Source organism: Mesorhizobium sp. IMUNJ 23232, assembly GCF_044326205.1.
Taxonomy (GTDB): domain Bacteria; phylum Pseudomonadota; class Alphaproteobacteria; order Rhizobiales; family Rhizobiaceae; genus Kumtagia.
The window spans coordinates 95,256-105,389 of sequence record NZ_JBIRCY010000027.1; the positions used below are offsets into that span (position 1 = coordinate 95,256).

Consider the following 10,134-nt stretch of genomic DNA (forward strand, 5'->3'; position numbering starts at 1 on the left):
GGCCGGGGCAGGGGGTGGTATTGTCGACTTTCGTCCATGTGCTCAAGCGGCTGCTTCTGGCGATCTGCGGCTATCTCGTCGCCCTGATCGTCGGGCTGGTGGCGGCGGCGATGATTTACGGCTTCGCGTCGACCCTCCCCGGCGCGCCCGACTATTTCGCGGTCATGGCTGTCGGCGCGTTCGTTATGCTGATGGCGCCGCCGATCGGCATCCTCGTGCTCCTCGTCGCTTTCGCGGCGACCGTCACGCAGACGCTGCTGACCACGCTGGTCTCGGAGCTGTTCGCCCTGCGCGCCATATGGGTCCACATGCTGTTCGGCGCGATCGTTTCGGCCAGCGGGTTCATGCTGATCAGCGATACGGTCGAAGAGATAACCAGGCGAAGCCTTTACGCTGAGGTGGCGATATTCGCCGCCAGCGGCCTGGTCGGCGGTGTGGTCTATTGGCTGATTGCAGGGCGCAGCGCAGGGTTCCGGCGGCCGGCACCGATCCAGCAGCCGCTTGCCGATATTCCGCAATAGCGAATTGCAAATCGCTGACGACTATTCGCACGCCGCCGTTGCGGCGGGCGCTCAGCTACCCGGAGCCCGCGCTGCCTCGGTCGCGTCGAGCGCCAGCCTGAGCTTCGCGTCGCGGTCGTAGACGTCGCCGAAATAGTCCACCTTGCCGCTCATTGTCGGCCAGGCTGTGAAATAGGCGACATAGACGGGGATCTTGCGGGTCACCTTCTCGGTCGAGTGGCCGTGCTTCAGCTTCTCCGCGATATGGTCGACGGACGTGTCGAGCACGGCGGCAGCCATGCCGCGCGGATCCTGCAGGCGGATACAGCCGTGGCTGAAAGCACGCGTATCACGCTGGAACAGGTTCTTCACCGGCGTGTCGTGCATATAGATCGCATGATCGTTCGGGAACAGAATTTTCAACTCGCCCAGCGCATTGGCTTCGCTCGGCGTCTGGCGGACGCTGTAGGGAACTTTTGCGCCATACTGACCCCAGTTGACCGCCGAGGATGGGATGCGACGCCCCTTGGCGTCCGTCACCTCGTATCCCGCGCGGTCGAGATAGCCGGGGTCGCGGCGCAGACGCGGCAGCATCTCGTTGACGATGATCGACTGCGGCACGCCCCAATAAGGGTTGTAGTCGACCTGCTCGATCTCGTCGTAGAAGAAGCTGGTCTGCGTGGCCGGCGCGCCGACGACGACGCGCATGTTCAGCTTCTCGACGTCGCCGTCGATGTAGCTCGCCGTGAAGGCGGGCTGGTTGACGAAGACGCGGGGGCTGCCGAGGTCCGAAGGCAGCCAGCGCAATTGTTCCAGCGCGATCCGGACCTTTTCGATCTTGTCTGCGTTCGAAGTGCCGGCGACTGCACTGACGGTGCGTGGGCCGACGACGCCGTCGGACTTCAGGCCGGCGCGCTGCTGGACTGCCTTGAACACCGGCACGAGCTCGTCCGAATAGATTTCGCTTCCGCCCATCCGCCACAAGGTCTCGCCGTATTCGCCGCCAAGTTCGTCGTCGAGATCGCGCGATACGAGGCTGATCAGCTTCGGCAGTTCCGGGCTCGACTGGCCGGGTTTGAGCACGAGTTTGGGGTCGACCCGGATTTCATTTTCGGCGCCGCTGGCCTCCAGCGACTCGAGCTCGACGCGCAGCGCCTGGTATTCGGGATTTTGCGGATGCCGGGATTCCAGATAGGAGCGTATTTCGGACGTGCGCGACAGCGTGTCCAGCGCGTCGGCGAGGTCGAGCGGCTTGGCGGGAAAGTCGTAATAGCCGGAGATTCTATTCGGATCGATGCGGCCCATGGTGGCGTCGTGGACGTAGCGCAGGACGCGCGCCGACAGCGCCATCTCGAAGCGGATCAGATCACGTTGCCGTGATTGCGGATCTAGCCCGGAGGTGTCCGAAGGCGGAACCGCGACCAGATAGTCGACCGGATCGAGGCCGTAGCTGCCGGCCTCGCCCAGCACGCGGATCGCCTCGGCGGCGCGCGCGTTGGGGGTCGCCTGTTCGATCCAGATGAAGTTACGGTTTTGGGCGTAGTAGCCGGTGAGAGCCGCGCCTATGTCCTTTTCGGCGAAAAGCTCGAAATCGTCGAGGCCGCCGACCGCATCATCGAAACTGATCGCTTGTGTGCCCGGCTGATAGACGATTGGCGTGACGGCATGGGTCAGCGGCGAAAAATCCACCCGCACCAGCCGGTCGGCCTTGTAGGTGTTGTAGCCGGGTCCGGTAATCTTCGGCGCGGCGGCGGCATTCCTGGCGCCCGTCTTCTTCGCCGCTGCGTCATTGCTCCGCTTCCGGGGCGGTGGCGGAAGATCGGCCGGTCGCGTCCTCTTTATCCCGCCGCCGAAAAGTCTTTCGAACAGCGACTGGGCGTTGGCTTGCTCAACACCGATCGAAAGCGCCACCACCAGGGAAAGCGACACGATCGATACCCAGGCCTGCCTCGACGTCATCGCTTCCCCCAAATCCCTTTGCGCCAACGGCGCAAACACCACGCCCGAAATGCACGACTGCCCGATCTCGTGGCGGATGCGGGCGAACTATAACCACTCTTCCCATCGCAGTTAAGGTTTTATGAAGCACGGAGGCTGCGCTTGCGGCGTTTTGGAGGCGCTCAGCATCTTGCCTCGCGCGGACTTGAAGACCCTGGCGTCCAGGCGGTTCACGGCGGCGCCGTCTTCAGCGCGATTGCGTTGCCGCCAACGCGAGAAGGTTTCCGATTTGGCTCCCGATTTCCGCTGGAAGCGCATTATCGATTTATTGATTGGAGCCGGCGTAAGTTCTTGCGCAGGAAACGCAAGCTCTGAGTCTGGACATGAATCCTGCCGCGCGAGACCGACTTCGCGACCGGATCATGTACCTTCACGCTGCCATCCGAGAGCTGAAAAACATCGCCGAATCAGAGCGATGCGACACGCTGGCGTATCTGCTGGAGATGGCCTACCTCGATCGGGAGACATTCTCCGCGGTGCCCGGATCCAGCCACGGAACGGGGACGGCTAGCAAGGGTGAGCATTTGCCCGATTCTGTCGACAAAAGCCTATTCTGTCGACAAAAGCCAACTGGCCGGTTACATAGGGTCGGCAGCCTTGGTGAGGGGGCAACGTTGACCGAGCCGAAAATCAGGACCGGATTGGAGTTGAATCGACTCTTCTATGAAGGGCGAGGAGACGAGTTCATCGACACATTCGCCGATTATGTGGCGCGGCAGGAAATTGCGGTCAGCGAAGGGTCTGTCATCAGATTGCTCGATACGGTCAGAGCCATCGGGCAGACGCGATTGAAAACCGGAAATCCAGACGGCTGAAGGCGCATTGCCTTCAAATGATGACAGTCGCTGAAAGCAAACACATACCCTAAGGCATTGAATTTACTGGCGCGAGTGACGGGGCTCGAACCCGCGACCTCCGGCGTGACAGGCCGGCACTCTAACCAACTGAGCTACACCCGCGCATCCAACGTCGGCCAAAGCCGCGTTGTGGGCGTCCGATTAAGGGGTTCGCCGGAGAGTGTCAAGCGCGATAGCGACTACGTTGCGCGATTTGCCCGACCTTTCGCCGGCCAAGTGTGAAGCAGCCTCCGCCATGCGGCGAGGATGGCCGAATCCTGGTGGGATCGACGTGCGGCAATGACGCTGCGTCAGAGCAACTGGCTGAGTTTCTTGCCGATCTTGATGAAGCGCAGCGGGTCGACGGCATGACCGTCGCGCCTGACTTCATAATGCAGATGCGGTCCGGTCGAGCGGCCGCTGCTGCCGGTCAGCCCGACGACGTCGCCGATCTGCACCTTGTCGCCTTCCTTGACGTCGATGCGGCTGAGATGCGCAAAACGCGTCGCCAGGCCGTTGCCGTGGTCGATCTCCACCATGCGTCCATAGCCGCCGTTCCAGCCGGCGCTGGTCACCGTGCCGGCGGCCGTCGCGCTGGCGGGAGACCCCATCGGCGCGCGAAAATCCATTCCGGAATGCAGGGCGGGGGTCCCGAGAATCGGATCCTTGCGGACGCCGAAGGTGCTGGAGATGGAAAGGCCGGGCGCCGGGTTGGCGATCGGCAGGCTCTTGGCCTGCTTCTTCACCCGGTCGAGCCGGTCGAGCGCGACATCGAGTTCCCTGACCTTGGTGTCGAAGGCCTGGGCGTTGTCGATGGCGATCAGCGGGCCGCCCATCGCGGATTTGCCGAAATCGGCATCCACCGGCAGTCCGGCATCTTGGAGGACGTCGGAAATCTGGTCGGCGGTCTGATAGGCATCGTCGGCGAGCGTGGAAATCTTGGTGATCTGCTCGTTCTCGATGCTGCGCAGCGACTGGTTGATCGAGACGAACAGCTTGTCGGCGCGGTCGGCCGCCGATTCGGACGGGTCGTTGCCGTCGCGGGTCGCCCACAGCGAAAACGGTGCGCTGTTGGCCGCACTCGCATAAGCGAGGGCAGGGGCGCCCGAAGCCGCGTCGGCGCGATCGTCGGGCCGCTTTTGCAGCAACGGCGCCTGTTCGGGAGCGGCCTCGGCATTCGCCTTTTCAAGGATGGGACCGAGGCGGCCATGGCGTTCGCTGAGCTTCGACTGGCGGTTGAGCAACTCGGTGACTTTTGTCTCCATCAATTGCTGGTCGAGCAATTGGCGGCTGGTGATACGGTCGACCTGGGCGCGCAGTGCCGAGATACGGTCCTCGTAGGCGTGCTGCATGCGGGCCTGGCGGGCAATCGCCGCGCCGATCAGGTCGTCGCGGAAGACAAGGTAAGAGGTGGCGGCAAAGTAACCCAGCGTGATTGCGGCGACGACGGACCCGGCAAGCGCCGCAATCCAGGGCCGGACCGTGAAATGGCTGACCGAATTGCCGCGCGCGATGATGACGGTGTGGGGCTCGCGACGCTTGCCGAAAACAGTCGATTGAGCAGTCATCTCGCGCCGCACTCCGCTTTGCACCCGTACAAGCGATGGTGGCATTACACATCGTTAGGGTTAACAAAGGCTTGTGCGAAAAGGCGCAGGGTTAACGTGGGAAACCGACATCTGGGAAAGCGGCGCGTCGGAAACCCTGTCGGACGCTTGCCGCCGTTCCCCGCCGGTCACCCGCGACCGGATCGCAAGCAGTGCTGCTTCGCTGTCTTCTTGCGGACGTTTGGCGCGAATCGCGCCCCATGCCCGGAAGAGGACAATTTCGGCTCTCCAAAGAAAAACCCGCCAAAGCGGCGGGCTGTATTCCAGTTTCAATGGATGCTTCTGTCTCTATCTCATAAAGAACCAGAGAAGGATAATGATCGGGATCGGAACCCCAAGCAGCCAAAGGACGATACTGCGCATGATATTTGCTCCCGCGATCGTTGTTCCTTTGCTACAATGCGGAACGTCGAAAAGAGTTCCAGGCCCGTCTTGCCGCCGCAATCTGTTTTTTGTCGGATCATGATCAGACGCCGAGATCGCGGACGGCTTGCAGCACTTCCGCCGCGTGTCCCTTGACGCGGACCTTGCGCCAGATGCGGCGGATGCGGCCGTCGCTGCCAATAAGGAAGGTGGTGCGTTCGACACCCATATATTTGCGGCCATACATGCTCTTCTCCACCCAGACGCCATAGGCATTGGCGGCTTTGAGGTCCTCGTCGGACAAAAGGTCGAGAGAAAGCCCATGCTTGGAGGTGAAATTAGCGTGTTTCTTCGGGCTGTCGGGGGATATTCCGATGACCGAGGCGCCCGACGCCTCGAACTCCTTCTTCAACGCCGAGAAGTCGATGGCCTCGGCGGTGCAGGCTTCGGTGTTGTCCTTCGGGTAGAAATAGAGGACCACCGTCCTGCCGCGCAGGTCGCCGAGGGTGAGCGTCCCGCCGCCGCCCAGCGGCAGCGAAACCTCCGGAGCCATGTCCCCTTCCGCCAATTCAGCCATATGGATGCCCTTCTTTGCCGATTATGTGTATGAAAGTGGGCTTATAGTCCGGCAGCGGGATTCGTCCATGCCGGCATCATCTTCTGGAACTTGTTCCGGGGTCGCCCATATCAGGAAAACCACCACGAACCGCGCCTTGCACCACGAGCAGCCAAAGCATCAGAAGATCCGCTTTCGGCGCCACGAAATCACCAACCTTTCCGGGCTGCCGTCGGCGCACGGGCAGCAGTCGCATTGGCGTCGCGAGCGCACCCGCCGCGGAGCGCTACGCGCCTGCCTGTTCGTGGCCGCCGGAGCGGGCGCTCTGCTGTTGCTCTGCGCAGCCGCCGTCACCTTCGTGGTCAATTCCGACTGGGGCACGGAGACGCTTCGCGCCCAGGCTGAAAGAGCGGTCCAGGCCATTGCCGGCGATCGGGCGACCGCGGCTGTCGGCCCGGCCCGCATCGCTTTCGGCATGGATCATCCGGTTGCCCTCCAACTGGACAACATCACTCTCAGGAACGCCGGCAGCCAGACGACGATAGCGGATGTCGGCACGGTAGACTTCGGCATAAGGCTGCTACCGTTGCTGACCGGCAAGCTGAAGCTGGGCAGCGCCTCCATATCGGATGCCACGATCACCGCCGCGGCCATGCCGGCGGCAAGCTCCGACTGGACGACCGCCTTGCGCGACGAGCGCGGGCTGATCGAACCGGACCTTGTCGTTGCCGCCGCGTTCAAGCCGCTGCACGCGGCGTTCGACCTGATCGACTCCGGAATGCTTTCCGAGGTCGCGCTGCAAAACATCAGCGTGATCCTGCCCGAAGGCGAGAGGCTGCGTTCCGTCAAACTCATGGAGGGCATGCTCGATCGCATTTCCGACGATACCTTGCAGATTTCGGTCGAGGCGGATGTCGACGGCCGGCGCATCGTGCTGGCCGGAACGGCGACCCGCGAATTGCAGTCGGGGCGCATAAGCCTGATCGACCTCTCGGTGGTGAGCGAGGCCGCGCCTGAAGCCCTCGGCGATGGGCAACCGCAAAGCGCAGGGCGCCTGGGAGCGATGACCCTTTCGGTGACCGGAAGCGAACAGGCCGCCGGGCAAGGCCAGCAGTTGAAACTGTCCGGGGTGATCGAGAAGTCGCAGGTCGATTTCGGCGCCCGGGGCGTGTTCACCGGCAACATGCAGGTGGACGCCACCCTGGCGAGCGGCACCGGCAAGGTCGAGATAGACAAGCTGCTCTTGCAGACCGGCCGCAACTCGCTCGAATTCAACGGCGCTTTCGGACCGCGCCCGCCGACGGGTGACGCCGGCGACATACCCGTCTATCGCTACGAATTGGTCAGCACCAAAACGGTGGTGCAGCCGTCTGATTCGCCGGAACCGGCCCTCGATTTCCAGGCGCAGGTCGAGGGCACGCTGGATCCCGCGACACGCATCGCCTCGGCCGAACGGATCGTCGTCAAGAGCGGCCAGGGCGAGCTGCTGGGGACGGCGAAGGTGGAACTTGCGAAGGGGCTGGCGCCGGGCGTGGCGCTCGCCTTGTCCGCCCGCGACATGCAGGTCGCCGACGCCAAGCAACTGTGGCCGTGGTTCGCGGCCGCCAAGGCGCGTACCTGGGTACTGGACCACATGTTCGGCGGCAGACTGGATGAGGCATCGATCGAATTCCGCGTGCTGCCCGGGCGGCTCGGCAACGGCGTGCCGCTTTCCAGCGAAGAGATAAACGGGCGTTTCGCGGTCGAGGACACGCGCTTCGACACGTTCGGGAAACTGCCCCCGATCCGCGACGCCAACGGCGTGATCGAGGTCCATGGTTATGACGTGGACGTCACGCTTTCGTCGGGCTCGGTTTACCTGCCGAGCGGCCGATCCATTGTGGGAAAGAACGGCACGCTGTCGTTCAAAAAGTCCAACCGGCCGCCCGTGATCGGCAAGCTGGACATAGACGTCGAGGGGGAGGCGGCCGCGGTCGCCGAATTCGCGTCGTTCGATCCGATCAACGCCATGCGCTTCCTGCCGATGCAACCGGGCGACCTTTCTGGCCAGGTGTCGGGCCATGTGATCGCCGACATACCGCTCCAGAAGGGCGTCGACCCGAAGACGCTGCAGTGGATCGTCGATCTCGACTATCATGATCTGTCGATCGCAAAACCTTTTTCCGGCCAGACGCTGACCGATGCCGACGGAAGCCTGACGGTGGAGCCCGCGCAGGCGACGATGTCGGCGAAGGGGCTGCTGAACGGCATCCCAGCGACGATCGCGATGGTCGAGCCGCTGCGGCCGGACGGGCCGGCGCGCGACAGGAAGATCGAACTCACGCTGGACGACGCGGCGCGCCGGAAGGTCGCTCCCGGCCTCGATTCGATGATTTCGGGGCCGGTGAAAGTGCAGGTCGACGACGACGGCGGCACACGCAACATCGCGGCCGACCTTACCGACGCCAAGCTGGAGATACCCTGGGCCGGCTGGAGCAAGGGCGCCGGCATAGCGGCGACCGCCGAGTTCGCCATGCAGACCACCGATAACGGAACGCGGCTCTCCGGTTTCGAACTGACGGGCAATTCATTCTCGATCACCGGCGACATGACGCTCTCGGGCGGGCAACTGGCGTCCGCCCGGTTCGACAGGGTCCGCCTGAACCGCGGCGACGAGGTCAAGGTGGCGATCGACCGCTCCGGCAAGGGCTACAAGATCGGCATCACCGGAAGCGGTTTTGATGCAAGGCCGGTGATCAAGACTTTTCTGTCGGATTCCAGCGGCAAGGGCGCGTCGGCGAACCCTTCCAATTTCTCGCTCGACGTCGATGTCGCCCGTGTAACCGGCTTCAACGGCGAGACGCTTTCGGGCTTGAAGCTGGTATCGAGAGGCTCCCGGATGTCGGTTACGGCGGCGTCCGGCTCAGGCGGCGCCGTGAGCTTTTCCAACGGAGCCGATGGCGGCCGCAAGCAATTGCGGCTGCAGGCGGCCGATGCCGGCGCGATCCTGCGCTTCCTCGATCTCTACAAGAACATGCAGGGCGGCACGATCAAGGTGGCGCTGGCCGGAAGCGGCGATGGCGGCATGTCCGGGCAAGTGGACACGCAAAACTTCTCGATCGTTAACGAACCGCGGCTGGCCTCGATCCTGTCGACGCCACCTGCCGGCAGCGACCGCAGCCTGAGCGACGCCGTGCGCAAGCAGATCGATGCATCCAGCGTCGTGTTCGAGCGCGGCTATGCCCAGATATCCAGAGGCGAGGGATATCTTCGCCTGGCGAACGGCGTGGTACGCGGGCCGCAGATCGGCGCGACCTTCCAGGGCACGCTCTATGACGAGCGCGGCCAGATGGACATGACCGGCACTTTCATGCCAGCCTATGGCCTGAACCGTCTGTTCAGCGAACTGCCGCTGGTCGGCCAACTGCTCGGCAACGGGCGCGACCGGGGGCTGATCGGCGTGACCTTCAAGCTCGACGGCGACGCAAAATCGCCGCGCCTTCAGGTCAATCCGCTGTCGGTGATGGCGCCGGGCATTTTCCGGCAGATTTTCGAGTTCAATTGAGGCTCGATCGAGCCGGCCCGGCCGGCTTTGCCAACGGATGAGTCCTCGCCGACAGCAGCCATCGTCGTCCCGCAGCGAAAAAAAACCGCGCCGGCCGACAATCCTTCGCGATTTCGTCCGTCAGGCCGCCGTCAAGACGTACCCCTGCGCGGCGGCTCCAGCGCGTAGTACGCCATGGCATTGGCGTGCGCCAGGATCTCGTCGACCTCGCGGATGTTCTTGCGTTTCGGAACATCCGGATCGAAGCGCGGCAATCTTCCGCCGGGCGGCCGCCCGCGCCGCAGCGGTGAAAAACGCCGGAACCGGACCGGACCCGGCTTGCCGCCTGCCGCCGCGTCGCGGGCCGCTTTGTCGCGTGCAAGGCCTGCGTCGTTGCGCGCCTTCCAGCGGGCGAAACGTTGTGCCTGGCCGGGAAGATCGTCGAGTGCCCGGCCCAGCGCCTCCAGCCGCAAGGTCAGTTTTGCCGCGTTGATCGGATCGTTCTGCGATGGCGGCGGTGGCAGGGGGATGCGTGGCGCATCGTCGTCGAGCGACCGGATGCGCGGCACGGCACGCGCCGGAACATATTTGCGGCGGATGCGGAACGGATATTTCAGCGCATCAAGCAGCGAAAGGTTTTGTCCGCGCGGCCTTGTGGCGCGCCGTTCGGCTGCTTTCCGCTCGGCTTCATAGCGGGCAAAGTCCTGCTTCGACAGGTTAACGGCAAGGCCGAGGCGGCGCATGGCGGCCA

Annotated in this window: 6 protein-coding genes, 1 tRNA gene and 1 pseudogene; 3 read left to right on the forward strand and 5 right to left on the reverse strand. The window is 63.6% G+C overall.

Going from position 1 to position 10,134, the window contains the following annotated elements; all coding sequences use genetic code 11:
• Window positions 1–20: 20 nt before the first annotated feature.
• The gene (locus ACH196_RS20005; RefSeq protein WP_396648683.1) at window positions 21–521 is read left to right on the forward strand and encodes a hypothetical protein; all 501 of its coding nucleotides are present in this window, start codon (window positions 21–23) and stop codon (window positions 519–521) included.
• A gap of 51 nt (window positions 522–572) precedes the next feature.
• On the opposite strand, the gene ACH196_RS20010 is transcribed toward ACH196_RS20005, so the two are convergent.
• Complete coding sequence (locus ACH196_RS20010) at window positions 573–2,459, reverse strand: murein L,D-transpeptidase (RefSeq protein WP_396648684.1); 1,887 nt, start codon at window positions 2,457–2,459, stop codon at window positions 573–575.
• Between the two features lie 362 nt (window positions 2,460–2,821).
• Here ACH196_RS20010 and ACH196_RS20015 point away from each other — a divergent pair, with 362 nt between their 5' ends.
• Window positions 2,822–3,313: a hypothetical protein gene (locus ACH196_RS20015; RefSeq protein WP_396648685.1), complete on the forward strand. Its 492-nt coding sequence runs from the start codon at window positions 2,822–2,824 to the stop codon at window positions 3,311–3,313.
• 67 nt (window positions 3,314–3,380) lie between these two features.
• On the opposite strand, the gene ACH196_RS20020 is transcribed toward ACH196_RS20015, so the two are convergent.
• From ACH196_RS20020 to ACH196_RS20030, 3 genes are all read right to left on the reverse strand, one after another.
• Window positions 3,381–3,457 (reverse strand) — tRNA-Asp (locus ACH196_RS20020).
• Between the two features lie 188 nt (window positions 3,458–3,645).
• Window positions 3,646–4,902 (reverse strand): M23 family metallopeptidase, encoded by a 1,257-nt coding sequence (locus ACH196_RS20025; protein ID WP_396648686.1) that lies wholly within the window; start codon window positions 4,900–4,902, stop codon window positions 3,646–3,648.
• A gap of 505 nt (window positions 4,903–5,407) precedes the next feature.
• Window positions 5,408–5,881, reverse strand: a complete 474-nt coding sequence (locus tag ACH196_RS20030) for a peroxiredoxin (protein WP_396648687.1) — start codon at window positions 5,879–5,881, stop codon at window positions 5,408–5,410.
• Between the two features lie 67 nt (window positions 5,882–5,948).
• Here ACH196_RS20030 and ACH196_RS20035 point away from each other — a divergent pair, with 67 nt between their 5' ends.
• Window positions 5,949–9,404, forward strand: a complete 3,456-nt coding sequence (locus ACH196_RS20035) for a DUF3971 domain-containing protein (protein ID WP_396648688.1) — start codon at window positions 5,949–5,951, stop codon at window positions 9,402–9,404.
• Between the two features lie 131 nt (window positions 9,405–9,535).
• Here the strand turns inward: ACH196_RS20035 and ACH196_RS20040 are convergent.
• Window positions 9,536–10,134 (reverse strand): annotated as a pseudogene (locus ACH196_RS20040) (hypothetical protein); the annotation flags it as partial.